Origin of the sequence: Allobosea sp. CCNWLY174 (assembly GCF_037120455.1) — a bacterium.
Classification (GTDB): Bacteria; Pseudomonadota; Alphaproteobacteria; order Rhizobiales; family Beijerinckiaceae; genus Allobosea; species Allobosea lupini.
On record NZ_JBBBBQ010000003.1, the window covers coordinates 281,990 to 308,002 of the forward strand.

A 26,013-nucleotide genomic window follows, 5' to 3' on the forward strand; every position below is an offset into this window, starting at 1 on the left:
GGGTTCCCCGCGCCCCTCATTCACGTTCGTAGCCTTATCCCGCCTTCCGCCGCTCCATCGCCCTCAGGAAATCCTCGCCGTCCTTGACCCCAAGCTCATAGGCGAAGCGGATGCCCTCCCAATTCCGGATGGTGAACTGGCTGACCGGGATCACCTGCGAGGGCCGGACATAGGTGCGGTTCTGAACCTGCGGCACCTGTGCGAAGGGGCGCGTCAGCAATACCAAAGTCTGTTCGCCGGCCGCCTCCATCTCGGCGAGCGCCCAGGCCGGGGCGCTGTCGACCAGTCCGCCATCGAGCGCGGCGCGGGCGCCGATATTGCCGGCCGGCATGAACGGCGGCACGGCGGCGCTCGCCATCAGCGCGTCGACCAGCTGTTCGGGATCGGCGCAGTCGGCGATGCGGATCAGGTCGGGCCGGAAGCCGAGCTTGCGCCCGACCGTCGGATGGACCGGCCGGCGGAAGCGCTTCTCGAGCTGGTAGGCGCCGATGCCGATCGTGGTGATGACCGGAAGCGGCCAGAAGCGCGGCGGCCGCGAGATCGCGATCAGGAAATCGGCCTGGGCCTTCAGCGCCGCCAGACGCTCCGGCGTGAACAGGCTCGCGAGCATGCTGCGATACATCTCCGCTACCGGGAAGAGCCGGCCGCCACGGCGGAAGGCGGCCCAGTCGACCTCGGAGGTGCGGCCGGTGCAGGCCTCGCGCAACATCTCGCGCACGGTCGGGCCCAGCCCAAGCGCATTGTAGAGCATCGCCCCGGCGCCGGCGCTGGCGCCGACGATGCGGCGCGGCTTCAGGCCGATCTCAGGCGCGACGGTCTCGTAGAAGCCGCCCTGCCAATAGCAGCGATTGCCGCCGCCGGCATAAGCCAGGCCGGCGAACATCAGGGCGCGTCAATGGCGCGGGCGCGCTCGCGCCAGGCCAGGACCAGCCGATCGAGCTCGGCGAGGTCGTCATGCGGGAGCTTGCCGAGTGTCTGGGCGACATAATCGCGCTGCGTCGTCATGCCGGCCTCGGCGAGGCGCCGGCCCTCCGGTGTCAGGTGCATGGCATAGGAGCGCCGGTCGCCGACGATGGCGCGGCGCTCGACGAGGCCGGCCTGCACCAGGCGGTCGACCAGGCCGGAGACATTGCCCTTGGTGACGTAGAGCCGCTCGGCGAGCTCGCTCTGGCTGATGCCCTCGCGCTCGGTCAGGGTCGAGAGCAGGTCGAATTGCGGAATGGAGAGACCGAGCTCGCGGATGCGCGCGGTCATCTGGCCGAGCATGCGCTGATGCAGGCGCATGAAGCGGAACCAGACGCGGTCCGGCTCGATGGGTTCCGGGGCGGGGATTGGGCGCGGCACTGACAAGGCGTTCATCCCTAGATCGTTTACTTGTAAACTAACTCATCTCCTAGCGGGAGGCGAGGGCTTTCGCCGCGAGCCGTCCGCTGGCTATGCTGCCAAAAAGCGAAGCAAGACGACAGGGAGAAACGCATGCTCGGGCTGATGCAGAATTGGCCGCTGCTGATCCATCGGATCATCGATCACGCGGCGATCCAGCACGGCACCCGCGAAGTCGTCTCCCGCAGCGTCGAAGGGCCGATCCGGCGCACGACCTATGCCGATATCCGCCAGAGCGCGCTCAGGATCGGCAAGAGGCTGACGCAGGAAGGCATCCGCCTCGGCGACCGCGTCGCGACGCTCGCCTGGAACACAGACCGGCATCTGGCACTCTGGTACGGCATCAGCGGCATGGGCGTGATCACCCACACCGTCAATCCGCGGCTCTTCCCCGAGCAGATCGCCCAACTGATCGATCATGCCGAGGATCGGCTGCTCTTCCTCGACCTGACCTTCGTGTCGCTGATGGAAGACCTGCAGGACAAGCTGCCGACCGTCGAGCGCTACATCGTCCTGACCGATGCCGCGCATATGCCGCAGACCTCGCTCCGGAACGCCGTTCCTTACGAGGACTGGCTGGCCGAGGCCGACGACGATTTTGCCTGGGCGACGTTCGACGAGAACACCGCGGCCGGGCTCTGCTACACCTCGGGCACGACCGGCGGGCCCAAGGGCGTGCTCTATTCGCATCGCTCCAACGTGCTGCACGCCATGGGCTGCGCCCAGCCGGACTATATGGGCCTGTCGGCACGCACCGTCGTCCTGCCGGTGGTGCCGCTCTTCCACGCCAACAGCTGGTCGCTCGCCTTCTCGGCGCCGATGACCGGGGCGAAGCTGGTGATGCCTGGCATGAAGCTCGATGGGGCCTCGCTGCTGGAATTGCTCAACGATGAAAAGGTGACGCTGACCGCGGCGGTGCCGACGGTGTGGCTCGGCCTGCTGCAGCATCTGGAAGCGACCGGCGGCAAGCTCGACACGCTGAAGCGGGTCGTCATCGGCGGCTCGGCCTGTCCGCGGGCGATGACCGAGGCCTTCGAAAAGACATACGGCGTCACCGTCGATCATGCCTGGGGCATGACCGAGATGAGCCCGATCGGCTCGTTCTGCTCGATCAAGCCGGTCTATGACGGGCTTGAGGGCGATGCGCTCTACGACCTCAAGGTCAAGCAGGGCCACCCGCAGTTCGGCGTCGAGTTCCGCCTGACCAATGACGAGGGCACCGACCTGCCCTGGGACGGCAAGACCTTCGGGCGCCTGAAGGTGCGCGGGCCGGCGGTCGCCGGCGCCTACTACAAGCACGATCAGCCAATCCTCGACGAGCACGGCTTCTTCGACACCGGTGACGTCGCGACCATCGATCCCCATGGCTACATGCAGGTCACCGACCGCTCCAAGGACGTGATCAAGTCGGGCGGCGAATGGATCTCGTCGATCGAGTTGGAAAACCTCGCCATCGGCCATCCCGACGTGGCTGAAGCCGCGGTGATCGGCGTCGCCCATCCGAAATGGGACGAGCGCCCGCTCCTCGTGATCGTGCCCAAGCCCGGCAGGACGCCCGGCCGCGAGGAGATGCTCGCCTTCATGACCGGCAAGGTCGCGAAATGGTGGCTGCCCGACGATGTCGTGCTGGTCGAAGCGATCCCGCATACCGCGACGGGCAAGATCCAGAAGACGGCGCTGCGGGAGATGTTCAAGGAGTATCGGCTGCCGGGGTGAGGGGAGGCCTGCCATGCGCGGGCAGCGGGCGGCGGCCCTTGCGGCGAAGCCTCGCGCCGCAGCTATATAGGCCGGACATAGCAGCAAGGAATCGTCCGCATGGCCAAAGACTTCGCCGGCAAGCGCGTGATCGTCATGGGTGGCAGCCGAGGCATCGGGCGCGCGATCGCGCTGGGATTCGCCGAGCAGGGTGCTTCGGTCTCGATCTGCGCGCGCAATCCGGGGCCGCTCGAAGCGACGCGCCGGGAGATCGCGGCGCTCGGCGTCGCAGCCCATGGCTCAAGCGTCGATCTTGCCGACGCCAAGGCGATCGAGGCCTATGTGCCGCAGGCGGTAGCCGCGCTCGGAGGCCTGGATGTGCTCGTCAACAACGCCTCCGGCTTCGGCCATGCGGATGACGAGGAGGGCTGGGCGGCCTCCCTCAACGTCGACATGATGGCGATCGTCCGCGGCAGCCATGCGGCGGTCCCGCACATGAAGCCGGGTTCGTCGATCGTGAACATCTCCTCGATCTCGGCGCTGCGGGCCTCCTCCCGCTCGGCGCCCTATGGCGCGATCAAGGCGGCCGTAATGCACTACACGGCGAGCCAGGCGAAGATGCTGGCGAAGCAGGGCATCCGGGTGAACGGGGTCGCGCCCGGCTCGATCGAGTTCTCCGGCGGGACTTGGGAGGACCGGAAGACCTCTAACCCCGAGCTCTACCGGGCGACCCTTGCCAGCATTCCCTTCGGCCGGATGGGCAGGCCGGAGGAGGTCGCCGAGGTCGTGCTCTTCCTCGCTTCCGACAAGGCCGGCTGGGTCACCGCCCAGACCATCGTCGTCGATGGCGGGCAGCTCGTCGGGCCCTGATCCGGGCAAAGGCAATGAACGGCTTAGGCAAGGCGAGGCTCATATCGACCGGGCGTCCCGATCCATAGGCCGAGCCAGGGAGATCGCATGGAACTCCTCTTGGTCCTCGCATTTCTGGCGCTGTTCAGTCTGAGCGCGCTGGCAGGCATCGCCTTGCGCAAGCGCCTGCACGAGCGTCACCTCACCAGCGAGAACATGGATTCGATCAGGCTGGTGACCGGCCTGATGGTCACCTTCGCGGCGCTGATCCTCTCCCTGCAATTGTCGACGGCGCGGAGTCGCTTCGACGTGACGAGCAGTCACCGCTCCGCCTATGCGGCTCGGCTCGCCAATCTCGATCAGTGCCTGCGCCTGTTCAAGGAGGCCGCCGATCCGATCAGGCTGAAGCTTCGGCGGTACACGGCTGCGGTGATCGCGAGCACCTGGCCGCACGAGGCGGCGTCGACGGTCGCGGGCATGCCGGACATTGCGGGCATGGCTCTTCGCGGCGAGGACCGGACGCTGTCGCGCTTGATCAGCGAGATCGGGGCAGAGGTGGATGCGCTTCCGACCACGGGCCTCGAGAACACCGCGACGCGCTGCCGTGCAGCCTTTGCGCAGGTTTCGTCCGCCAGATGGAACGTCATCGAGGATGCGATCGCCCCATCCGGGGATTTCTTCATCGGCATATTGAGCTTCTGGCTCAGCCTGGTCTTCCTGAGCTTCGGCCTGCAGATTCCGCGGCGCGCTCTCAGCGCCATCGTGCTGGCGATCGGGGTGCTCTCCGTCTCCAGCATCATGTTCGTGATCGTCGACCTCAGCCTCCCCTATCAGGGCGTGTTCCACGTCCCCAGCACTGCGATGCGCGAGGCACTCGCGGACATGATGCGATAGGGCGACCTCTTCGGCACGACCACGGCCCCGCCGGCTTCCGCCGCGGGGGTCTGAGGGCGAGCGCAAGCCCGAGGGGAGCGCGGGGTCCGGTTGCGGCAGCGTTCCGCCACCATGTCGAATGTCGATGTCGAAGTGTCGAGACGGCAGACGCTCACCGCCTCCGAACCCCGCGCGCGATTCTCTTCAAGGTGCCGCACCGGGCCTTCAGGTCGGGCAGGACCTGGCTTCGCCCGGACGAGGCCCCTCCGCCATTCCAGCCCGCGACGGCTGTTCAGGACGGACACCGCTCTCCCGCCCGGCCGCACGATGCCTCGCGACAGCCCCCTTGGTCGGACGGGACGGGGGGAAGAATACGACAGGTTCCAGGGGCGGGGATTGATTGGGACGTTGTCCCCGGGGTGTTCCCCTTCTCCCCTTGCGGGAGAAGGTGGCGCGAAGCGCCGGATGAGGGGTCGCACTGCCCCTTCGGCGGCGGCCATGACAAGATGCTAACCCCGAAAGTCGGCGCGACCCCTCACCCCAGCCCTCTCCCGCAAGGGGAGAGGGGGGCTGTCACGGTTCCGTCGCCATTTCTGGCGGGGAATGACGGCAGGAGGCTAATCGTCCACCTGCAGAGCCTCGGCCACAAACCCCGCGATCGCCTCAACCAGCACATCTTCCGCCTCGCGATGCGGGACATGGCCGATCCCCGGCAGGATCAGCGCCTCGCCGCGTCCTTCGGCGATACGCTGCGGATGGCGGGCCGAGCCGTATTCGTCGAGCTCGCCATGGATGGCGAGGACGGGGCAGCGCACCCCGGCCAGCGGCCGGTCGATCGTCCAGCTCGCGAAGGCGGGCGAGAGCCAGGTCTCTATCCAGGCGTCGATCACCCAGCGCGTCTTGTCGCCGTGATAGCGCGCCAGCCGCGCGATGTTGCCGGGACCCTTGAGGTCGCGCTGCGCCACCCTGATACCTTCCAGCGTCCGGTCCTCGACGAAGGCCTGGGCGGCAACTGTGACGAGTGCCCGGCAACGCCCCGGCCACTGTGCCGCGGTCTCCACCGCCATGCCGCCGCCGACGCTGTGGCCGCAGGCGATGAAGTCGCCGATGCCGAGCCGGTCGCAAAGCTGCGGGACGGTGCTGCGCCCTTCCTCGCCGACGAAGTCGAGGCCGAGCCTGCCGGGATGCGGATCAGAACGGCCGAAGCCGAGGCGGTCATAGGCGACGATGCGCCGACCGGTTGCGGCCGCGAGCGTCTCCGGGAAGCGGCGCCAGAGCTCGACGCAGCCGAGCGAGTCGTGAAGGAGCAGGATCGGCGCATGTCGGCCGGTTTCAGGGTCGGATGGGATCCAGCTGCGTGCGAACAGCTGGTGGTCGCCGAGCTGGAGGAAGACGTCGTGCTCCTCGATGGTCTTCATGCCGGCAAGCTCATCCGCTCTGGTCCTTCAACGCCTCGGCCAGGAAGCCTGCCAGCGCTCGCACCGCCGGCGTCGGCCGACCCGGAGCCAGATGCAAGGCGATCTCCGAGGCGGGCAGGGGAGGCAGGCCATCGGCCTCGCCGAGCAGGCGCAGCCCTTCGCGTGCCGTGCCGGCCTTGACCACGGTCAGCGCCGCGCCAGCGGCGGCGACCGCCTCGACCGCGCCGATGCTGGAGGAGGAAAACAGGATGCGCCAGGGCCGGCCGGCCTCGTTCAGCGCCGCGAGCGCCCATTCGCGATACATGTTCGGTGCTTTCAGAAGCGCCAAAGGGAGCGGTCCGGCAGGAGGGACGTCGTGCCGGTCGGACCAGGCCCAGGCGGTGCGTTCGCTGCGCAGCACCTCGCCGCTGCCGTCGCCCGCCTTCTGCGTCGCCAAGACGAGGTCGAAGGCCTCGCCGAGGCTGCCGATCAGGTCGCGGGTGAAGCCGGTGGTGACCTCGAGCTCGACTTCGGGATGCGAGCGGGCGAAACGGGCGAGCGTCTCCGGCAGCACGATGGTGGCATAGTCGTCCATCACCGCGAGCCGGACGCGGCCGGAGACGTTTCGTGCCCGAACGACGTCGAGTGCTTCGTCATGCAGCGCGACGATGCGGCGGGCGTAACCGAGGAAATCCTCGCCGGCGCGCGTCAGGAGGACCTCCTGCGGCGAGCGCTGCAGCAGGGTCTGGCCGGCGATCTCCTCAAGCTTGCGCACCTGCGTCGAGATCGTCGACTGCGTGCGGGCGAGCGCGGCGGCGGCGCGGGTGAAGGAGCGCAGTTCCGCAATGGTGACGAAGGAACGCAGCAGGTCGATATCGATATTGCGCAGTGCCGTCACCCCGTTCTCCCTCCGCCCTCATCCTGAGGAGGGCGCGTAGCGCCTGTCTCGAAGGATGCTCCAGCTTGCCACTCGAGCCTCCTGGAGCATCCTTCGAGACGAGATCCATTCGGATCGCTCCTCGGGATGAGGGCTGAGTTTCCATTCGGCTTGCAACCCCTCTCGCGCCCGCAGCATGGACGGCGCCGATCATCCAAATCGAATAATTCAATTTTGGCTCGCCGGGCACGCCCGCTAGCTATAGGGCGAGCCCTTCTGTTCGGACGTAGCGTCAACGAGGTCAAGCATGCCGAGGCTGAGATCCGCCACCACCACCCATGGCCGCAACATGGCCGGCGCCCGCGGCCTCTGGCGCGCCACCGGCATGAAGGACAGCGATTTCGGCAAGCCGATCATCGCGGTGGTCAACTCGTTCACCCAGTTCGTGCCGGGCCATGTCCACCTCAAGGACCTCGGCCAGCTCGTCGCACGGGAGATCGAGAAGGCCGGCGGCGTCGCCAAGGAATTCAACACCATCGCGGTCGATGACGGCATCGCGATGGGCCATGACGGCATGCTCTATTCGCTGCCCTCGCGCGAACTGATCGCCGACAGCGTCGAATACATGGTCAACGCCCATTGCGCCGATGCGATGGTCTGCATCTCCAATTGCGACAAGATCACTCCCGGCATGCTGATGGCGGCGATGCGCCTGAACATCCCGGTCGTCTTCGTCTCGGGCGGGCCGATGGAGGCCGGCAAGTACATCGCCGAAGGCGTGCTGAAGAAGGTCGACCTCGTCGACGCCATGGTCGCCGCCGCCGACAGCAAATACTCGGACAGCGAAGTCGAGGTGATCGAGCGCTCGGCCTGCCCGACCTGCGGCTCCTGCTCGGGCATGTTCACCGCCAATTCGATGAACTGCCTGACCGAGGCGCTCGGCCTCGCGCTGCCTGGCAACGGCTCGACGCTGGCGACCCATGCCGATCGCAAGCGCCTCTTCGTCGAGGCCGGGCACCTGATCGTCGACATCGCCAAGCGCTATTACGAGCAGGACGACGAGAGCGTGCTGCCGCGCAATGTCGCGAGCTTCAAGGCGTTCGAGAACGCGATGACGCTCGACATCTCGATGGGCGGCTCGACCAACACCGTGCTGCATCTGCTGGCGGCGGCGCATGAGGCGCAGATCGACTTCACCATGGCGGATATCGACCGGCTCTCGCGCAATGTGCCGGTGCTGTGCAAGGTCGCCCCGGCCGTCGCCAATGTGCACATGGAGGACGTCCACCGCGCCGGCGGCATCATGGCGATCCTCGGCGAACTCGACCGGGCCGGGCTGCTCGACACCTCGCTGCCGACCGTGCACAGCGCCACGCTGGCCGAGGCGCTGGAGCGCTGGGACATCCGGCAGACGCAGAGCGAGGCGGTGCGCTCCTTCTACAGCGCCGCGCCCGGCGGCGTGCCGACGCAGACCGCCTTCAGCCAGGACCGGCGCTACGAGGAGCTCGACCTCGACCGCGAAAAGGGCGTCATCCGCGAGAAGGCGCATGCGCATTCGCAGGATGGCGGCCTCGCCGTGCTCTACGGCAATATCGCGCTGGACGGCTGCATCGTGAAGACGGCCGGCGTCGACGCCTCGATCCTGACCTTCTCCGGCACGGCGGTGATCTTCGAGAGCCAGGACGCGGCGGTCGAGGGCATCCTGAACCGCAAGGTCAAGGAAGGCGACATCGTCCTCATCCGCTATGAGGGGCCGCGCGGCGGGCCGGGCATGCAGGAGATGCTCTATCCGACCAGCTATCTGAAGTCGAAGGGCCTCGGAAAGGCCTGCGCGCTGGTCACCGACGGGCGCTTCTCCGGCGGCTCCTCGGGCCTGTCGATCGGCCATGTCTCGCCCGAGGCGGCCGAGGGCGGCGCGATCGGCCTGGTCGAGAGCGGCGACGTGATCGAGATCGACATCCCAAGGCGCAGCATCGTGCTCAAGGTCTCCGACGAGGAGCTGGCGCATCGCCGCGCCGCGATGGAGGCCAGGGGCAAGGACGCCTGGAAGCCGGTGGCGCCGCGCAAGCGCAAGGTCTCGACCGCGCTGAAAGCCTATGCGGCGCTGGCGACCAGCGCGGCCAAGGGGGCGGTGCGGGCGATCGACTGAGGCGACCCGAGCCAGCGGAGGCCCCGGCATGAGCGAGCTGTGGGGGGTGGTGGCCGCGGCGGCGTCGAGCGCGCTTGGAGGAACCTCCATCGCCGCGACCCGCTATCTCGTCGGCCATCTCGATCCCCTCGCGATCGGCTCCTTCCGCTTCGGCATCGGCTGCCTGCTGCTCGCGCCGGTCGCCCTGCTCGGCGACCGGAGCTGGCCGGATCGCCGCGATTGGCTCCAGACCGCCGGGCTGGGGCTGCTCTTCTTCGCGCTCTTCCCGATCCTGTTCAACGCCTCGCTGATCCATACGAGCAGCGCGCGCGGGGCGCTGGCGCTCTCGACCTTGCCACTGCTGTCGCTGGTCGTCGGCGCGGCGCTCGGGCGCGAGCGTTTGACAGCGCGCAAGACCGCCGGCGTGCTGATAGCGATGGCCGGCGTCGGCTTCGCGCTGCTCTCAGGGCTTGCCGATGCACCGCCGCAGGCCTGGCGCGGCGACCTGCTGATGATCGCGGCGGCCTTGTGCATGGCGCTCTACGGCATCTGGTCGAAGCCGGTGATCGGCCGCTGCGGGCCGATTCCGTTCACGACGGTGGCGATGGCGGTCGGCGCCGCGGCTCTGGTCCTGATCTCGCTGCTGCGCGGCAGCTTCGCTGCGGTGGCGCAGTTCGCGGTCCCGCAATGGTCCGCGGCGCTTTATCTCGGCGTAATCGGCGCTGCCCTGACCTTCTATCTCTGGGCCTTCGCCCTAGGGAAGGCGTCGCCGACCAGCGTCGCGGTCACCGTCACGGTCAACCCCGTCACGGCGTCGCTGGTGGCCGCCGTGTTGCTGAACGAGCCGATCGGCTGGAATCTCGTCACCGGGATCGTCGTCGTCGGGATCGGCATCTGGCTTGCGACGACGGATGGACAAGGCGTTCGCGCGAGCGGTTAGGCTTGCCCGGCGTCACATCTTCGCCACGGATCGTCCGGACAAAAGCCGCATCGACAAATCGACGCGCCAGCGCGGCACTGCGCTGGCGCTGGGATTCTGGAGGTGGCCTTGCCGGCGTTCCTGATCGTAGCCCTGCTTTGGCTCGGGCTCCTCTCGCCTTCGATCGCGCAGGCGCCGCCGGTCACCCTTTCGGACAACGCCGACTCGATCGCGGTGGTGGTCGGCAACAAGACCTATAAGCAGACCAGCACGGTCGACTTCGCCCATAACGATGCCGAGGCGATCAGGACCTACCTCACCGGCACGCTCGGCTTTCGCGAGCAGAACGTCTTCCTCATGAAGGATGCGACGCTCGGCGAACTCACCCAGATGTTCGGCAGCGAGGCCAATCCACAGGGCGGCAAGCTCTGGCGCAGCGCGGTCGAAGGGCGCTCCAACGTCTTCGTCTACTATTCCGGCCATGGCGTGCCTGATCTCGCCACGCGCCAGCCCTTCCTGTTGCCGCAGGACGGCAATCCCAATGCCAGCGAGAGCGGCTACGCGCTGCAGACGCTCTACCGGAATCTCGAGCTGGTCAGGCAGAAGATCGGGACGCAGCGCCAGCTGATCGTGATGATCGACGCCTGCTTCACCGGCGAGACCGGCCGCAAGGGCGAGAGCCTGCTCGCCGTCTCGGCGCCGGGGTTTACGCCCGCAAAACCGCGTACAGGCGGCGGCATCATCAAGCTGGTCGCGACCTCAGGCACGACTCCGGCCAATTGGGACGCCAACCAGAAGCTCGGCCTGTTCACCAGCCGCTTCCTGATGGGCGCCGCCGGGCTGGCGCAGCCGGCCGGCGCGCCCGAGACCGGCCCGCTCGCCTGGTCCGACCTGCAGCGCTATCTCAAGGATAGCGTCGAGGCGGCGGCCCGGCGCGACAGCGGCCGCGAGCAGGCGCCGGAGATCGACCTCGCCTCGATCGCACTGCCGGTGGCGCAGCCGGTGCCGGCGGTGGCGCGCGCGGTCGCATTGGCGCGGGACGAGGCCAACTGGCAGCGGGCCAAGGCGGCGGGCGAGCGCAGCGCGCTCGAGGGTTACGTCGCGCGCTGCGGCGAGACCTGCCAGTACCGCGAGGCGGCGATGGCGCTCTTGCTTGAAAAAAGCCGCAGTGGCGAGGCCGCCACCGACGAGCAGAACTGGGTCAGGCTCGGGGGCTCCGGGCGCTACGAGGACTATCTCAAGGGCTGCGGCACGGTCTGCGCCTATCGCTCCCTCGCGGAAGGCTATCTCGGCCGGACCGACGCTTCCCGCGATCCGCGCGTGCAGGACTGCGACGAGCTCGCCGGCGATCCCAACGATCCCGACCGGCGCGAGGGCGTCAAGGGCGTGAAGTTCGCGCGGATCGATGCGCGCGCCGCGATCGCGGCCTGCAAGCAGGCGGCGGAGCAGCAGCCGCAGATCAGGCGGCTCTCCTACCAGCTCGGGCGCGCCTACGACAAAGCCGAGCGCTACAAGGACGCACTGGCTGCCTACGACAAGGCGGCAGATGCCGGCAGCGCCGCGGCAATGAACAATCTCGGCGCGCTCTACGAGAATGGGCAGGGCAGCAAGGTCGACCTGCAGAAGGCCTTCGGCCTCTATGAGCAGGCCGCCGGCACCGGCAACGCCATCGCAATGAGCAATGTCGGGCGCATGCTGCAATATGGCCGCGGCCGGCCGCGCGACGAGGCCGCGTCATTGCGCTGGTACCAGAAGGCGGCGGAAGCAGGGGATGCCTTCTCGATCGCCAAGCTGGTGCCAGCCTATCTCGAAGGGCGTCCGGGCTTTCCGAAGAATCCGCAGAAGGGTTTCGACCTGTTCCGCCAGGCCGCCGACAAGGGCGACCCGATCGCGATGGTCTCGATGGCGACGCTGATCGACAACGGCTTCGGCTCCTTCTTTCCCGGGACGAATTCGCTGCAGATGCTGATGAAGGCGCTGGCGAAGGGCGAAGCCGGCGCCGCGGCGATCTCGGCCAGCGACGTCTCAGAGCAGAAGCTGAAGCCGGACACGGTGCGGGCCTTGCAACGGGCGGCACAGAAGGCCGATCATTACAGCGGCGCGATCGATGGCCGCTTCAATCCCGTTTTTGTGCGGGCGCTGGATGGTTATGCGCGGTCGCTGGAGCAGGAGCACTAGAACCCGGCCGTGAGCGGTTTGCTGCGCAGCCTTTTCGTCACCGGACTGCTCGTCTCCGGAGCCGGCGCCGCGCGTGCCGATGCACTGTCGGCCTGGCTCGACACCATCGCCGCCTGCGCCGGCAAGCGCGATCTCTCGCTGGCCGTAGTCGGCTTCGATGCCGGCCAGCAGGTTCTGTCGCGCACCCAGGCCGACGAGGTCCGGCTCGCCATCGAGAGCCGGCTGCAGAGCGAGGGGCGGGTGAGGCTGGCGGCGAGCGCCGACGTCGCTCGCATCAAGACGCTGCGCGACAGCCTCAACCTGCAGAAACCGGGCGAAGCCGAGGCGCAGATCCGGCGGGCGTTCGACGGCGACGCCAGCGTCTTCTTCACCGAGCCGGCGCGGCAGGAGGACAAAGCGAGCTTCCGCCTGCAGGCGATCACGAAGACAGGTGACTGCAAGGCGACGAGCGAGCCGGTCGAGATCGCGATCAGGACCAAGCCCGGCGTGGTCGATATCGACCAGGTCATGAGCCGGGCGGTCGACAACCTCGTGCGGGCCGCGCCGGAGCTGAAGCGGGTCGATATCTGCCCCTTCGCCGCGGCGAGCGGCTACAGCACCTGCAGCGCCGCACTCGGCGAGCGGCTGCTGCTCGCGCTCGACGCCGAGTCGCGCTCGGACGATCGCGTCCTGCGCGGCCGGCCGCTGGAGATCCGCAAGGCCGCGCCCGGACAATGCGCCGCTGTTGGCGCCGAGGTGATGACGCGCGGCCGCTTCGACAGGGATCGCAACGGGCAGAGCTGGATGGAGCTCGAGTTCCGCCGCGGCGATGCCGTGCTGGCCCCGACGGGGCGCAATCGCATTCCGGTCGAGGGACTAGGCTGCGACCCGGCGGTCAGGCCCTTCCTCGAGCATGTCGCCGCTACAGCCGGCTCGGACCGGGCACGGCTCGCTTTGCTGCCGGCGGCTTCGCCCTTTGTGAAAGGGCGGCGGCTCGATGTCCGCATCGAGGGCAAGGCTGGCACGAAACTCTATTGCTGGGTGTTGGCGCCGGACGGCACCGCGTCGGTCGTGCTGCCGGTGCGCGGCGGGGAGGGCCGGAGCGTGCTGCGTGCCGGCGGCCAGTCCTATCCCTATGATTTCGGGCTGACCGACATCGTGCTCGACGCCGCCTTCGAGAACCTCTTTGCCTGCTTCGGCACCGACGCCGAGCTGCCGGCAGCCCTGCGCGAGCGCTGGCTCAAGGCGGCGCCGAGCGCGAGCGAGGACGCGGCGACGCTTGCGCCGGACGAGGTGCTCGACCTGCTGGAGAAGCTGCGGGCTGTGCCGGGCGTGGTCGAGGCGACGGTGCCGATCGTCGTGCGCTGACATTCGGTCGAGGTCATCCCGGGTCTGCGCTGCGCTCCGCCCGGGACGCCCTGGTCAGTTTCAAGTGCTCCCTTGTTTTCTTCCCGAGCCTCAAGCACTTAAGAGCGCATGCACCGGCGGCTTGTCTTCGAAGAGCCAATCTCACGCGCGGCGATCTGGAGCCGGCGGCTGGCGCTGTTCGGGCTGACGGTCGTCGTGCTCGCGGTGCTGATCTTCCGCTTCGGCCAGCCTTCGCTCGAGCGGCTCGCCCCGATCGCCGGCGCCTACGTCTTCGTGCTGCTCGCCTCCCTGCTGGCGCTCGCGGCCTTCGTCAGGATCTGGCAGGAGGGGCATCGCGGCGTCGGCATTGCCGTGCAGGCCTTCCTGCTCTGCCTGCTGTTGCTGGCGCCGGTCGCGTATGGCGGCTTCCAGCTCGCGACCCTGCCGTTCCTCGCCGACGTCTCGACCGATATCGACGAGCCCCCGGCCTTCAGCCGCTCGCGCGTGGCCCTGACGGCGCGCGAGGGGCGGGTGCCGCCGGACGTTCCCGCCGAGCGGCGCAGGGCGCAGCGCCAGGGCTATCCGAAGGCGCTGCCGATCGTGCTCGAATTGCCGGCCGAGGTCGCCTACGACATCGCCCGCAAGGCCTGCGTCACGCTTGGCTGGCAGGTGCTGGAAGGGGCCGCGCCCGGCGGACGCAGCGGGGCAGGGCGGCTCGATGCGATCGCGCGTTCGCGCGTGCTGCGGCTTTATGACGACATCACCATCCGCATCCGGCCACGCGCCGATGGCAGCCGGATCGACATCCGCTCGGCCTCGCGGCTGGGCGGCTTCGATTTCGGCGCCAATGCCAGGCGCATCGCCGCCTTCGAGGAGGAGGTGAAGCTGCTGGTGGAATTGCGCTGAGCTGCATTGCCGTCATTGCGGGCGCCGCGAGGCGATCCAGGGAGAGGTAGAGCACAGCCGCCTCTGGATTGCTTCCTCGCTACGCTCCTCGCAATGCCGGTTGAGCGCTCAAGCCAGCCGGTAGCGGCTCGCCAGCAGCGGCGCCCCGTCGTCGCAGATGACGACGCCACGCTCGACCAGGTCCTCGAGCTGCGCCAGCACCGAAAGCGAGGCGGCGCCGAGCAGGCGGGGTGGCAGCTCCTGATAGATCGGCGGCACCATCTCGGCGATCGTTTCGTCGCCGGCCTGCAGACGGCTGACAATGGCCGCCTCGCGCAGGCGCCGGTGCTGCACTAGCCCGCGCAGAAAGCGCTGAGGCTCCCGCACCGGGCCGCCATGGCCCGGCCAGTAGAGCCGGTCCTCGCGGCCACGCAATTTCTCGATCGAGGCCATGTAGGCGACCATCGAGCCGTCGGGCGGGGCGACGATCGTGGTCGACCAGGCCATGACATGATCGCCGGAGAACAGGGTGGTCTCCTCCGGCAGGGCGAAGGCGAGGTGGTTTGCGGTGTGCCCGGGCGTTTCCAATGCCTGGAGCGTCCAGCCCGGGCCCGAGACGGCGTCGCCCTCGGCCATGATCAGATCGGGCGCATAGTCCCGGTCGGCAGAGGCGTCGAGCGGGTTTATCTCGCCGAGGACGAGTTCGCGCGCCGGCCGGTGCAGGCCGCAGCCGACGATGCGCGCGCCGGTCGCCGTCTTCAACGCCCGCGCTGCCGGGGAATGGTCACGATGGGTGTGGGTGATGACGATGTCGGTGACGGTCTCGCCGGCGATCGCCGCGAGCAAAGCCTCGACATGGCCGGGATCGTTCGGGCCGGGATCGATGATCGCGATGCGCCCGCGGCCGACGATGTAGCTGCAGGTGCCGGTGAAGGTCATCGGCCCGCCATTGCCGGCGATCAGCCGGCGCACCAGAGGCGAGAGCTGGACGAGCTCGCCGGAAGCCGCACCGGGATCACGGTCGAAATCGAGCGGCTCGTCGGTGGTGTCCTTGTCGGCGCTGGTCATCTGCACATCCGGAAGCGAACATGATCACCGGCTTGTCGGCCGGCGGGCCATTTCCTATAGACGAACGAACCGGGCGTCGACGGCGCTCGAAGAAGAAGGACGAGATCCGATGGCCGAGACGCTGCCACTGCCCGCCACCTCCATGGTCAACGCGGCCCTGCCGGCCTTGTCCGATCCGCGCACGCGCGTCCTGCGCAATGTCGCGCTCGCCGTCGTCGGCAGCCTGCTGATCATCGCCGCCGCCAAGGTCAAGGTGCCGTTCTGGCCGGTGCCGATGACGCTGCAGACGCTGGCGGTGCTCGGCCTCGGCGCCGCCTATGGCGCGCGCCTCGGCGCCGCGACCGTCGCGCTCTACATTGCCTATGGCCTGTTCGGCCTGCCGGTCTTCACCAACACCCCGCCGGTCGCGGCCGGCCCGCTCTATCTGCTCGGACCGACGGGCGGCTTCCTGATCGGTTTCGTTGCCGCCGCGGCGATTGCCGGCTGGGCCGGTTCGCGCGGCGCTTCGCTCTGGCGCCTTGCCGGCGGCGTGGTGCTGGCCGAGATCGTGCTGATGGCCCTCGGCTTCGCCTGGCTGGCGCTCGGTGCGCAGATGGCGAGCGGGGCGACCGGCATCGGCTTCGCCAAGGCGTGGGCGGCGGGTGTCGAGCCCTTCCTGCTCGGCGACCTGATCAAGGCGGCGCTGGCTGCGAGCCTGGTCGGTGCCGGCTGGTCGGTGCTGAAGCGCCGCGGCTGAGCCGATAGGCCCAACCGAATCAGAAAGCCGGGGCGTTGCCCCGGCTTTTTTGTTGTCTTGAAGCGTTTCGTGCGGTGTCAGCCGGCCGGCTTCTGGCCGGTGCAGACCTTCTTCACCGGCTGCAGGAACATGTCGAGTTCCATCATGTTGCCGCAGCGGTCGCAGCCGGCGAGCAGCGTCGTGAGGCCGAGGACGGCGATGAGGCGGAAGGCGGATTTCATGCGAGCGCGGCTCCAGATTGCGGCGCGAGCATAGCGAAGCGACCTGCTGCGCGCCACTGCGCGGCTCCCCGGTCCTGGAATGCCGGGGACGTCCTGCTCGGGAGATAAGGCGGTCGAGCGGGGATTTCTCGGTTTCTACCCAGGCTTGCAGGCGAGACGCTGCGGCGAGGCCGTTTGTTCGTGTACATCCAGATCTGGTCAGGAAGTGAACGCTGGTTCACAGTAATTGCTGCCGTTTACCTGTTGTAAAGCCCAGCAGACGCACTCTTTTGGACAGTTTCTCAACTGCGGATCGGATGCCGGGGGGCACGCGATGCGTGAAATCGGCTTCGGCCTGGTGTTCAGCCTGGCCATGGCTTTGAGCGCCTTCCTCGTCGCGGCCTGGCCGGTGCCGGGGCAGCCGATCGCTGCCTTCTTTCCCAACGGCACCTCCCAGCCGGAGATGGCGCGCGCCGTCGCGGAGGCGGGTGGCAGCATCCTCCAACTGGACGCCGCGGCGGCCGTCGCGATCAGCGTCGGCGATGGCCGCGACTATGCCGCTTCGCTCTACCGGGCCGGTGCCTGGCTCGTGATCGACGGTTCGCTGGCTCAGTCCTGCATCCGTCAGGCGAGGAGCCTTGCAAATGGGTGAAGTCGAGCGCCTCAGGACGCGGTTCGCCAGGTTCCTGATCGCGATCCTCTGGGCCAATGTCGGACTGCTTCTGGTCGCAACGCCGGCCGGCGGGCCTGCCCAGTCGAACCTCATCGTGATGGGTGCGGCTCTCGCAATCCTGAGCACCCTTGCCTGGCGCATCGACCGCATCGGCTGGGTCACACGCCAGGTCACCAGCGTCGCGCTCATCGGCCAGGTCATGCTGCTGGTCTATGCCTTCGCCGGACATCCTTACCAGGCCGACCTGCACATGTATTTCTTCGCCATGCTGGCGGTGCTGGCCGGCTGGCTGGACTGGCGCATCTTCCTGCCGGCGACCCTCGCCATCACCGCCCACCATCTCGCGCTGAATGCCTTCAACTCGATGGGCGTGTTTCCCGGCGGCAGCGACATCAAGCGGGCTTTCCTGCACGGCGCCATCGTGACCGTCCAGGCGGCCGCGCTGAGCTGGATCGTCTGGGCGCTGCGGCAGGCGGTGGAATCGTCCGAACGGGAGCGAAGCGAGGCGCTGGCGGCTCGCTCTATCGCCGACGAGGCGCGCCGGGACGTCGCCGAGACGACGGCGCGGGCAGCGCATGAGCGGCGGCGCATCCTGCATGACCTCGCCAACGAGTTCGAGCGCAAGATCGCCGGCATCGCGCGGGCCGTAATCGCCTCGATCGCCTCGCTCAGAGCCGCATCCGTGCAGATGCGGACCGGTGCCGAAGAGGTGTCCCAGCGCTCGGTAGCCGCATCGAAGGCGTCGCGCTCGTCGTCGTCGAACGTCGTCGCCATCACCGCGGCGACCGCGGAGCTCGCCAGTTCCTTCACCGAGGTCGACCGCCAGGTGAACGAGGCCGCCCGGCTCGTCGGCGACACCACACGGCAGGCGCTGACCGTGCTCGACAGGGTCGGCGATCTCTCGCGCAAGGTCGACGAGATCGGCAACGTCACCAATGTCATCTCGACCATCGCCCGGCACACCAACCTGCTGGCGCTCAACGCCTCGATCGAAGCCGCCAGGATCGGCAATATGGGCGGCGGATTCGCCGTGGTCGCCCATGAGATCAAGGGGCTTGCCGACGAGACCTGGCGGGCGACCGAGCAGATCCAGAGCCAGATCGACGCGATCGGCCTCTCCGGCGCCGACGCGATCGACGCGATCGACGCGATGACGGCGACGATCGACACGCTCAACCAGATTTCGATCGCGGTCGCCGCTGTCGTGGAGAAGCAGAACGTGGCGACGGCCGGCATTGCCGAGAATGTCAGGCGCGCCGCGGATGAAACGGTCACGGCAGGCGGGCATATCGACATCGTCAGCCGTGTCGCCGAGGAGACCGGCGAGGCGGCGAATCACGTGGCGGACTCGGCCGATGTGCTGTCGCGTCAGTCGGCCGACCTCGACAATGAAGTCGCCGATTTCCTCGGCCGGATCCGGGCGGCGTGAGGGCGAGCCACCTTGCTGGCGTGCTGCGGCCATAGGAGCCGAACGGGCTGGTGCCGGGATCGCCAGTGTCGGGCGGGCTCCTCGAAACCGCCGGGACATCCGCCCAAAAACGAAAAAAGCCCCGAAGGGCTGTTTCGCAAGGTCTGATGGTGGCCGCAGACGTGCTGGAGCGTCTCCAAGGTCATGCCGAGCAGCCGGGTAGAGCGTAGGGATCAGCGCGATTCTGCATGCTCCAGGTCGCGGCGCATGCGGTACGGGCTCTGGACCATCTGGCGAGAGCTCCCCGCCGTGCGGGTGCTGCCATTGCCGGGCTGGCGCCCCGCGGTCGCCTGGCCCTCGTAAGGGCTGGCGCGACTTTAAGGAGTCGGCCAGGCTCCTACCGGATTGTCGCATTGTAAGTCAGGCGCGCGCAGCCGGAGCCTCTCAGCGAACTACCGCATATGTAAACGACAAACGAGTCTTTCCCTCTGAACCCTTTATTCGGTTTGTAAAAGAACGAGAACTCTCCGGACTGGGAGAGATTCCCGTTTGTCGGCTCCTTCATAATAACGGCTTTCTCAAAAACCATCTCAGTATTTCTGCTATGAAACGGATTGTTGTTAATCGGGGCGAAACCGTATCGGCAGCCATTTTCATCCATTTCGGTAGCAAGCGTTATCTTGCTATTTTCTTCAAAATAGAATGGCGGCCCTTGGGTGTGGCAATTTTCACGATGAAACTGCGCCATGGAATAGGTCGTACTCACAAGTAGAAAAACTACTCCAATGCCCAAAATTCTCAGCATGATTGGCGAGCTCCGATCATGTCGATATTCTTCGCATTTATTTTATAGGGTCAAGCGCCGTGCCGACGGAGAGATCATGCGCCGGGCTGAGATCCTGGCTCAGCAGATACTGAAGCAACGACCGGCAATGAAGCGAACGCCGCGCACTGTTCTGTGACCTGCCGAATGAAAGGACCGGGCCGTCGTCACCGAGAGGTGGCGGCGGTCTCTTCGTTTCTGTCGGCAATTCTGCCGGTCAAAGAAAAAGGGCCGATCCGGCCCTGTCTCTAACTACTTGCGATATCTCGGGAAATTTTGGTCGGAGTGGCAGGATTTGAACCTGCGACCCCCTCGTCCCGAACGAGGTGCTCTACCAGGCTGAGCCACACTCCGATCAACTGGTGGCCGGCTTATAGCCAGCCGCTCGCCGCAGCGCAACAGCCAAGGGCACGGGTCGCGCGATCTTTTTCGGAAGAGCTCCGGCGCCAGGCCCCGGCTATGCGAGGGGCTCTGCGGATGTCACCCCCGGACAGGACGATCCGCTGTTGCGCGTCGCTGCGACGCGCTCTAGAACGCAGCGCAGATTGGGGCGTCGCCAAGCGGTAAGGCAGCGGTTTTTGGTACCGCCATTCCCAGGTTCGAATCCTGGCGCCCCAGCCACGCTCTCCTGACGGTCTTGGCTGGTCGCACGCGACTTTTTGCGCCCTGCGATGTCCGCCTCCGACCCAAAACGGTCATTCGCGAGTGCCATCGCGCCGTTTACAACGTCCGGTCGGCTTGACTCTCTCAGCTCGCATGTTCTCATTATGTTCTCAAATTGAGAGTGAGAACCATGTCAGCGCTGCCAGCCGACCAGCGGGTCGAGGACGCGTCCCTCGACGCCGAAATCACGGGGATGATCGCCGAGTTGCTCGAAGAGCACGGCTCCGAGCTCGCGGCGCTGCGGGCGCTGGCGCACGACTTCCTCGTGCTGCTTGCCGATGCCGATCGCTCGGTGTCGCGTGGCTATCTGCGCGGGCTGTTCTCGGAGGGTGCGCGTCCCATTCACCGAGAGGACGAATGAGGGTGGGGGCGCTCGCGGATGGAGATCGGCAGAAGCATAACGGAGAGGGAGCCCTGACCCCTTCCGCCGCGACGTCCCGATCATCGCCGGCGCCGATGATCGGCGGCCGGCTTTCATCGCAATAGTGCTCCGGCTTACTTGCCGTATTGCTGGATCAGCGCGCGGGCCTCCGCGAGCAGCTTCTTGCCGTCCGCACCCTTGGCGCTGACCTCCTTGACCCACTCCTCCTCGACCGAGGCGGTGGCGTCGACCCAGCGCTTGTATTCGTCCTGCGGCAGGTCATAGAAAACGCCGCCCAGATCCGCCGCCTGCTTCTTGAAGGGCTCGACCACCGCGTCGAAGCCAGTCTCGCCAGCCCAGGCCGAGGTCTGCGGCCCGCTATTGGCGTCGATCACCGTCTTCAGATCGGCCGGCAGGCTGTCGTATTTCGCCTGGTTCATCCCGAACAGGAAGATCGTGTTCGAGATGCGGGGAGCTCCGGCTGGCACGTTGAGATGGTATTTGGCGATCTCGGCGAGCTTGATCGCCGGCGAGCCCTCCCACGGCACCGCCGCGCCGTCGACGACCCCCTTGGCGAGCGATTCCGGGACGGCCGGCAGCGGCATCTGCACCGGGGTCGCGCCGAGCGCGGCGATCATCTTCGAATTGGCGCGCGTCGCGGCCCGGATCTTCAGCCCCTTGATGTCGGCAAGCGTCTTCGGCTGCTTGCTGGTGAAGTGGAAGAGCGCGCCGTCATGGACATGCATGAACAGGCGCTTCACGCCCCTGTACTCGTCCTGCGCGTTCTTCTCGACATAGTCCCAGAAAGCGCTGCTGCCGGCCTTGGCCGTCACCACCATCCAAGGCAGCTCGAAGACCTCGGATTTGGCGAAGCGGCCGGCCGCATAGGTCGGCACGGTCCAGATCGCGTCGACGACGCCGTCGCGCACCTGGTCGAAGAGCTGCGCCGGGGTGCCGCCGAGCTGCATCGCCGGGTAGATCTGGCATTTCAGCCTGTCGCCGGATTCCTTGGCGATCTTGTCGCACCAGGGCTGGATCAGCTTGACCTGCGCGCTCGAGGTCGAGGGCAGGAAATGGTGGACGCGGATGACGACCTGCTGCGCCGAGGCCGGGGTCGCCGCCAGCAGGCCTGCCAGCCCGCCGACAGCCAACAGGCCATTGCGGAACCGATTGAGGATGGACTTCCGTTGCTTGCTCATGCTGCACCTCCCTGCGTGGTTGTTGTCTGCTTCTCGGTGAACGGCCTCACAGCGCGCCGAATGCCTTGACCAGGACGAGCGAGATCGAGGGGAAGGCGACGAGGAGGACGATGCGGACGAGGTCGGAGGCCAGGAAGGGCATCACGCCCTTGAAGGTCTCGACCAGCGGCACGTCCTTGGCGAGGCGGTTGATGATGTAGACGTTCATCCCGACCGGCGGATGCACCAGGCCGATCTCGACCACCATCAGCGCCAGGATGCCGAACCAGATCGACTTGTCCTCGACCGACATGCCGTAGAAATCGAGCCCGACGATCATCGGATAGAAGATCGGGATCGTCAGCAGGATCATCGCCAGCGAGTCCATGACGCAGCCGAGCAGGATGTAGATCAGCAGGATCATCGCCAGCACGAAGAGCGGTGCGAGGCCGCTGTCCTTGACCCAGCCTGCGAGCTCGGCCGGCATCTGCGACAGAGCGAGCGCCGTGTTCAGCATGTCGGCGCCGAGCAGGACGAGCAGGATCATCGCCGTCGCCTGCGCCGTGCCGAGCGCGCTGTCGATCAGCCCGCGCCAGCGCATGCCGCCGCTGATCACCGCGATCGCGCCGCAGGCCGCGGCGCCGATCGCGGCAGCCTCGGTCGGCGTCGCCCAGCCGCCATAGATGCCGACGATCACCAGCACGAAGACGAGGATCACCGGAAACACGCCGGCCAGCACCTTGAGCCGCTCCGGCCACGGCACGCGCGGGCCGGCCGGGCCTGCCTCGGGATTGCGCCGCACGATCAGCTGCACCACGAACATGTAGCCGAACATCGCGATCAGGCCGGGCAGCACGGCGGCCATGAACAGCTTGCCGATCGATTCCTGCGTCAGGATCGCGTAGATCACCAGCGGCACCGAGGGCGGGATCATGATCCCGAGCGTGCCGCCGGCGGCGAGCGCGCCGGTGGCGAGGCTGCCGGAATAGCGGTAGCGGCGCAGCTCGGGCAGGGCGACCTGGCCCATCGTCGCTGCGGTTGCCAGCGAGGAGCCGCAGATCGCGCCGAAGCCGGCGCAGGCGCCGATCGCCGCCATGGCGACGCCGCCGCGGCGATGGCCGATGAAGGCGCTGACGCAGCGGAACAGGCTCGCCGACAGGCCGCCATGGGTCGCAAACTGGCCCATCAGCAGGAAGAGCGGGATGACCGTCAGGTCGTAGTTCGACAGGCGAGCATAGGGAATGGATTTCAGGATATTGAGCCAGGGCGCCCAGTTGCCGCCCATCAGGTAGACATAGCCACCGGAGCCCGCGACGAACATCGCGATGCCGATCGGCACGCGGAACGCCATGAGCGCCAGCAGGCAGGCGAAGATGGTGAAGCCGATCGAGATTCCGCTCATCGACGGGCCTCCTCGCGATGCAGGGCTTCCTGGGCATGGCGTGTCGCCATGTAGAAGCCGGCCAGCGCCAGCATCGCAAAGCCCGGCGCCATCGCGATCTGCGCCCACCAGATCGGAATATCGAGGATCGCCGAGGTTTCGCCATCCTGCCGGGTGCCGATCGCGCCGACATAGACGCGCCAGGTCAGGACGGCTCCGACCAGCCCGACCAGGAGCGAGCCGAAGGCGTCGAGCAGGTGGTTGACCCAGGGCGGGGCCGCGGCGGTGAAGAAGTCGACCTTCACGTCGCCATGGTTGAGGTGGCAATAGGCAAAGAAGGCAGCGGAGGCGGCAGCGGCGATCATCTGCAGGAGCTCGACATCGCCGGGGACCGGGGCGGAGAACAGCTTGCGGCCGACGATCGAGACGATCGACATCGCGACGAGCCCGACGAAGAGCAGCCCGCCGACGATCGCCAGGACTTTCGCGACGGCCAGCAGCACGCGCCCTGACGGCCCGAAGACGATCGGATCGTTCGCCGGTGCGCCCGGCACGGGTTCCTGCATCTGCGCTTCTCCCCTCATTCCTGCCGGCGCGAGTTGTCCCGCGTCCGGTCGTCAGGCGGCGTGCTCCGCCAGTTTCACCAATGCGTAGAGCGTCTCGGTCCGTGGAACGGCGATGCCGTGCCTTTCGGCGGCACGAACGATCGCGCCGTTTAGCGTCTCGATCTCGGTCGGGCGTTTCGCCAGCAGGTCCTGCAGCATCGAGGGCTTGTGCCCGCCATGGTGGTCGAGCGCATGGTCGATCGTCGCATGCGTCCGCTCGGGCAGGACCGCGAGCCCCTCCGCCTGCGCTACGGCGAGAGTCTCGCTCGCGACGGCATGGGCGAGCCGCCGCCCTTCGGCCGCAGCGCCAAGGCCACCGACCGTGCGCTGGGTAACCGCGCACAGGCTGTTCAGCGCCACATTGAAGGCGACCTTTTCCCAGATCGCGACGACCGCATCGGGATCGACCGTGCAGGGCAGCCCGGCCGCGTCCAGCGCTGCCGCCAGCGCAGCGAGTGCGGCGTTCTCGCTGCCATCGGCCATGACGACGCGGGTCTTGCTCTCACCATGCGAATGCACCTCACCGGGCGCGACGAGATCGGCCGGGACGGTGGTCATGCCGATGGCGATGCGCGAGGCGTCGGCGAAGGCCATCAGCTTCTCGGCGTTCCCGAGCCCGTTCTGCAGGCTGAGCAGGCGGGTCTGCGGCCCGATGAGATGCCTGGCAGCCGCGAGCGCGCCTTGCGTATGCATCGCCTTGGTGAAGACGATGAGCCAGTCCGGCTGTCTTGTCGCCTCCTCCGGCCGCTTGATCGGGATCGCGAGCCGGCGCTCGCCGGCATCGTTGCGGATCAGCAGGCCCTGGTCGCGAACCGCGGCGATCTGGGCCGGGTTGACGTCGATGAGCTCGACCGCATGCCCGGCTTCGGCCATGAGCCCGCCGAACAGCGATCCCATCGCGCCGGCGCCGAGTATCGAGATCCGGATCGGGCTCATCTGCACGTTTAGAACGGGTAGTGGCGCTGCGTGGTCTGCAGCGTCAGCCAGCGCAATTCGGTGAAGGCCTCGATGCCGGCGCGCCCGCCGAAGCGGCCATAGCCGCTGTTCTTGACGCCGCCGAAGGGCATCTGCGCCTCGTCGTGCACGGTCGGGCCGTTGACATGGCATATGCCGGATTCGATCCGCGAAGCGACACGCCAGCCGCGCGCCGTGTCGCCGGTGAAGACGGCGGCCGAGAGCCCGTAAGGATTGTCGTTGGCGCAGGCGATCGCCGCCTCCTCGCCGTCGACGCGCACGATCGCCTTGACCGGGCCGAAGCTCTCCTCGCCATAGATCCGCATAGCCGGGGTGACATGGTCGAGCAGCGTCGCCGGGAACAAGGTCGTCTCCGACTTGCCGCCGCAGACCAGCGTCGCACCCTTGGCGAGCGCGTCGTCGATCAGGGCGTTGCAGCGCTGGGATGTCTTCATGTCGACGACAGAGCCGAGCACCACTGGTCCCTTGCGAGGATCGCCGAGCGGGAGGCTCTTTGCTTTGGTCGCTAGCCGGGTGACGAAATCGTCGGCTATCGCACTATCGACCACGATGCGCTCGGTCGACATGCAGATCTGGCCGGAATTGGCGAATGCGCCGAAGGCGATGCCGGTGACCGCCGCGTCGAGATCGGCATCATCGAGGACGAGCGCTGGCGCCTTGCCGCCGAGCTCCAGCACCACCGGCTTCAGATGCTCGGCGCAGAGCTTGGCGATGATGCGACCGACATGGGTCGAGCCGGTGAAGTTGACGCGCCTGACCGCAGGGTGCGCCACCATCGCCGCGACGACCTCGGCGGCATCCTCCGGCGCATTGGTGACGAAGTTGACGACGCCCTCGGGCAACCCCGCCTCCTGCAGCGCCGCGATGATCAGCCCATGGGTGCGCGGGCAGAGCTCCGAGCCCTTCAGCACGACGGTGTTGCCGCAGGCGAGCGGCACGGCGACGGCGCGGGTGGCGAGGATGACCGGTGCGTTCCATGGCGCCATGCCGAGCACGACACCGGCCGGCTGACGCACCGCCATGGCGAGGCTGCCAGGCACATTGGAGGGGATGACCTCGCCGCTGATCTGCGTTGTCAACGCGGCGGCCTCGATCAGCATGTCGGCGGCGAGATGGACGTTGAAGCCGGCCCAGATGGCGGAGGCCCCCGTCTCCGCCGACATCGCCGCCGTGAAGTCCACAGCACGCGCCTCCAGCGCATGCGCGCCCTTGACCAGCAGTTCGCGACGCTTCGCGGGGGGCGTCTGCGACCAGGCCGGGAAAGCACGGGCGGCGGCCTCGACCGCAGCGCGGGCATCGTCCGGCGTCGCCGCGGCGGCGCGGCTGGCGACCGAGCCGTCGAGCGGATTCAGGCGCTCAAAGACGCGCCCGCCGGTCGCCGCGACCGCCTTGCCGTCGATCAGAAGGTTGATGGTCTCGGTCATCTCTCAAT

General features: G+C 67.6%; 24 protein-coding genes and 2 tRNA genes. 13 read left to right on the forward strand and 13 right to left on the reverse strand.

Annotated features, from left to right (window positions below):
• Positions 1-34 precede the first annotated feature (34 nt).
• Positions 35-883, reverse strand: a complete 849-nt coding sequence (locus tag V7S63_RS12320; RefSeq protein WP_336530426.1) for a patatin-like phospholipase family protein — start codon at positions 881-883, stop codon at positions 35-37.
• Positions 883-1,359 carry a MarR family winged helix-turn-helix transcriptional regulator gene (locus V7S63_RS12325; RefSeq protein WP_091837611.1) on the reverse strand — a complete coding sequence of 159 codons (477 nt, stop codon included), beginning with the start codon at positions 1,357-1,359 and terminating at the stop codon, positions 883-885. Before V7S63_RS12325 ends, V7S63_RS12320 begins: the two co-directional genes overlap by 1 nt.
• A 117-nt stretch (positions 1,360-1,476) precedes the next feature.
• Between V7S63_RS12325 and V7S63_RS12330 the strand changes: the two genes are divergently transcribed.
• The 3 genes from V7S63_RS12330 (at position 1,477) to V7S63_RS12340 (ending at position 4,821) form a co-directional block, all read left to right on the forward strand.
• Positions 1,477-3,099: a long-chain-fatty-acid--CoA ligase gene (locus V7S63_RS12330; protein WP_336530427.1), complete on the forward strand. Its 1,623-nt coding sequence runs from the start codon at positions 1,477-1,479 to the stop codon at positions 3,097-3,099.
• A 99-nt stretch (positions 3,100-3,198) separates the two neighbouring features.
• Positions 3,199-3,948, forward strand: a complete 750-nt coding sequence (locus V7S63_RS12335) for an SDR family NAD(P)-dependent oxidoreductase (RefSeq protein WP_336530428.1) — start codon at positions 3,199-3,201, stop codon at positions 3,946-3,948.
• An 87-nt stretch (positions 3,949-4,035) separates the two neighbouring features.
• Positions 4,036-4,821, forward strand: coding sequence for a bestrophin-like domain (locus V7S63_RS12340; protein ID WP_336530429.1), 786 nt, complete (start codon positions 4,036-4,038; stop codon positions 4,819-4,821).
• A 596-nt stretch (positions 4,822-5,417) separates the two neighbouring features.
• Here V7S63_RS12340 and V7S63_RS12345 read toward each other — a convergent pair.
• Both V7S63_RS12345 and V7S63_RS12350 read right to left on the reverse strand, forming a co-directional pair.
• Positions 5,418-6,218, reverse strand: a complete 801-nt coding sequence (locus V7S63_RS12345; RefSeq protein WP_336530430.1) for an alpha/beta fold hydrolase — start codon at positions 6,216-6,218, stop codon at positions 5,418-5,420.
• Positions 6,219-6,228: 10 nt separating this feature from the next.
• Positions 6,229-7,095, reverse strand: a complete 867-nt coding sequence (locus V7S63_RS12350) for a LysR substrate-binding domain-containing protein (RefSeq protein ID WP_336530431.1) — start codon at positions 7,093-7,095, stop codon at positions 6,229-6,231.
• A gap of 286 nt (positions 7,096-7,381) precedes the next feature.
• Here V7S63_RS12350 and ilvD point away from each other — a divergent pair, with 286 nt between their 5' ends.
• The 5 genes from ilvD (at position 7,382) to V7S63_RS12375 (ending at position 14,531) form a co-directional block, all read left to right on the forward strand.
• On the forward strand, positions 7,382-9,223 hold the full coding sequence (gene ilvD, locus V7S63_RS12355) for a dihydroxy-acid dehydratase (RefSeq protein ID WP_336530432.1): 1,842 nt from the start codon (positions 7,382-7,384) through the stop codon (positions 9,221-9,223).
• 28 nt (positions 9,224-9,251) lie between these two features.
• Positions 9,252-10,142: a DMT family transporter gene (locus V7S63_RS12360; RefSeq protein ID WP_336530433.1), complete on the forward strand. Its 891-nt coding sequence runs from the start codon at positions 9,252-9,254 to the stop codon at positions 10,140-10,142.
• Positions 10,143-10,244: 102 nt separating this feature from the next.
• A complete protein-coding gene (locus tag V7S63_RS12365) occupies positions 10,245-12,299 on the forward strand; it encodes a caspase family protein (protein WP_336530434.1) in 2,055 nt (684 codons plus the stop codon).
• Between the two features lie 9 nt (positions 12,300-12,308).
• Positions 12,309-13,646, forward strand: a complete 1,338-nt coding sequence (locus V7S63_RS12370) for a hypothetical protein (protein WP_336530435.1) — start codon at positions 12,309-12,311, stop codon at positions 13,644-13,646.
• 108 nt (positions 13,647-13,754) lie between these two features.
• The gene (locus V7S63_RS12375) at positions 13,755-14,531 is read left to right on the forward strand and encodes a DUF1499 domain-containing protein (RefSeq protein ID WP_091837595.1); all 777 of its coding nucleotides are present in this window, start codon (positions 13,755-13,757) and stop codon (positions 14,529-14,531) included.
• Between the two features lie 108 nt (positions 14,532-14,639).
• Here the strand turns inward: V7S63_RS12375 and V7S63_RS12380 are convergent, their stop codons facing one another.
• On the reverse strand, positions 14,640-15,578 hold the full coding sequence (locus tag V7S63_RS12380) for an MBL fold metallo-hydrolase (protein WP_336530436.1): 939 nt from the start codon (positions 15,576-15,578) through the stop codon (positions 14,640-14,642).
• A gap of 109 nt (positions 15,579-15,687) precedes the next feature.
• On the opposite strand from V7S63_RS12380, the gene V7S63_RS12385 reads away from it, so the two are divergent.
• The gene (locus tag V7S63_RS12385; protein WP_199777420.1) at positions 15,688-16,314 is read left to right on the forward strand and encodes a biotin transporter BioY; all 627 of its coding nucleotides are present in this window, start codon (positions 15,688-15,690) and stop codon (positions 16,312-16,314) included.
• Positions 16,315-16,391: 77 nt separating this feature from the next.
• Here the strand turns inward: V7S63_RS12385 and V7S63_RS12390 are convergent, their stop codons facing one another.
• Positions 16,392-16,535 (reverse strand): hypothetical protein, encoded by a 144-nt coding sequence (locus tag V7S63_RS12390; RefSeq protein ID WP_158673395.1) that lies wholly within the window; start codon positions 16,533-16,535, stop codon positions 16,392-16,394.
• Between the two features lie 226 nt (positions 16,536-16,761).
• Between V7S63_RS12390 and V7S63_RS12395 the strand changes: the two genes are divergently transcribed.
• Positions 16,762-17,166 carry a hypothetical protein gene (locus V7S63_RS12395; protein ID WP_158673394.1) on the forward strand — a complete coding sequence of 135 codons (405 nt, stop codon included), beginning with the start codon at positions 16,762-16,764 and terminating at the stop codon, positions 17,164-17,166.
• A complete protein-coding gene (locus tag V7S63_RS12400; protein ID WP_336530437.1) occupies positions 17,159-18,616 on the forward strand; it encodes a methyl-accepting chemotaxis protein in 1,458 nt (485 codons plus the stop codon). The genes V7S63_RS12395 and V7S63_RS12400 overlap by 8 nt, the downstream gene beginning before the upstream one ends.
• 376 nt (positions 18,617-18,992) lie before the next feature.
• Here V7S63_RS12400 and V7S63_RS12405 read toward each other — a convergent pair whose 3' ends face one another.
• Together V7S63_RS12405 and V7S63_RS12410 are read right to left on the reverse strand one after the other, a co-directional pair.
• A complete protein-coding gene (locus tag V7S63_RS12405; RefSeq protein ID WP_143079735.1) occupies positions 18,993-19,343 on the reverse strand; it encodes an Ig-like domain-containing protein in 351 nt (116 codons plus the stop codon).
• A gap of 352 nt (positions 19,344-19,695) precedes the next feature.
• Positions 19,696-19,772 (reverse strand) — tRNA-Pro (locus V7S63_RS12410).
• Between the two features lie 192 nt (positions 19,773-19,964).
• On the opposite strand from V7S63_RS12410, the gene V7S63_RS12415 reads away from it, so the two are divergent.
• Positions 19,965-20,039, forward strand: a tRNA-Gln gene (locus V7S63_RS12415).
• A 172-nt stretch (positions 20,040-20,211) separates the two neighbouring features.
• Positions 20,212-20,442: a hypothetical protein gene (locus V7S63_RS12420; RefSeq protein WP_100961822.1), complete on the forward strand. Its 231-nt coding sequence runs from the start codon at positions 20,212-20,214 to the stop codon at positions 20,440-20,442.
• A 134-nt stretch (positions 20,443-20,576) separates the two neighbouring features.
• Here V7S63_RS12420 and V7S63_RS12425 read toward each other — a convergent pair whose 3' ends face one another.
• The 5 genes from V7S63_RS12425 to V7S63_RS12445 are packed head-to-tail and all read right to left on the reverse strand — an operon-like array spanning position 20,577 to position 26,005.
• Positions 20,577-21,641, reverse strand: coding sequence for a TRAP transporter substrate-binding protein (locus V7S63_RS12425; protein WP_336530438.1), 1,065 nt, complete (start codon positions 21,639-21,641; stop codon positions 20,577-20,579).
• 46 nt (positions 21,642-21,687) lie between these two features.
• A complete protein-coding gene (locus tag V7S63_RS12430; protein WP_091837575.1) occupies positions 21,688-23,022 on the reverse strand; it encodes a TRAP transporter large permease in 1,335 nt (444 codons plus the stop codon).
• On the reverse strand, positions 23,019-23,567 hold the full coding sequence (locus V7S63_RS12435) for a TRAP transporter small permease (RefSeq protein WP_336530439.1): 549 nt from the start codon (positions 23,565-23,567) through the stop codon (positions 23,019-23,021). The genes V7S63_RS12430 and V7S63_RS12435 overlap by 4 nt, the downstream gene beginning before the upstream one ends.
• A 51-nt stretch (positions 23,568-23,618) precedes the next feature.
• Positions 23,619-24,542, reverse strand: coding sequence for a ketopantoate reductase family protein (locus V7S63_RS12440; protein WP_336530440.1), 924 nt, complete (start codon positions 24,540-24,542; stop codon positions 23,619-23,621).
• 8 nt (positions 24,543-24,550) lie between these two features.
• Positions 24,551-26,005 carry an aldehyde dehydrogenase gene (locus V7S63_RS12445; protein ID WP_336530441.1) on the reverse strand — a complete coding sequence of 485 codons (1,455 nt, stop codon included), beginning with the start codon at positions 26,003-26,005 and terminating at the stop codon, positions 24,551-24,553.
• Positions 26,006-26,013: the final 8 nt, after the last annotated feature.